At 34.5% G+C, this 504-nt stretch carries 1 protein-coding gene; it reads left to right on the plus strand.

Features of this window, described 5'->3' with window-relative positions:
• Nucleotides 1-504: hypothetical protein (locus V7659_RS23065; RefSeq protein WP_335542508.1), on the plus strand; the 504-nt coding region annotated here is incomplete at both ends.

Genomic DNA, 504 nt, shown 5'->3' on the forward strand with positions numbered 1-504 from the left:
ATGCAGATTAAAAATATAAACATACTTTATGAAGAAATGAATACCTATAAAGACACAAAAAATATCCTTTGTCCTTCCAAACCGATTTTAATAGACCATCATGCGCTCGAACGATGGAACGAAAGAGTTGGCCCGATAATCAGTCTAGACTCCTTGCAAAAATCATTGGAAATAATTTTTCGAAATTGTTCTTATAGAATAGGCCAGTTAGCCCATGGCATTGGCTCGATTGATAATGACATAGTCTTTACTTATGAACACACGGATAAAGTATTCAAAATCACCACATTTTATGGACGGAAGAACTTACATCCTACTCTAAATCAGGTCAAGAACCTAAGAAGATATAACTTGTATTGCAATGAATATGTTAATCTAGCTCTTACCAAAGAAGAATTAAATAGGCAGAGCTTGCCGCTAATCCCCAAAGAAATGATTCATTTCCAAGGCAGGATTACTTCCTACATTCTAGAAAAGTATATTATTTCTGATAGGAAACACCCT

The organism is Neobacillus drentensis, assembly GCF_036966985.1.
GTDB lineage: Bacteria > Bacillota > Bacilli > Bacillales > Cytobacillaceae > Neobacillus > Neobacillus drentensis_E.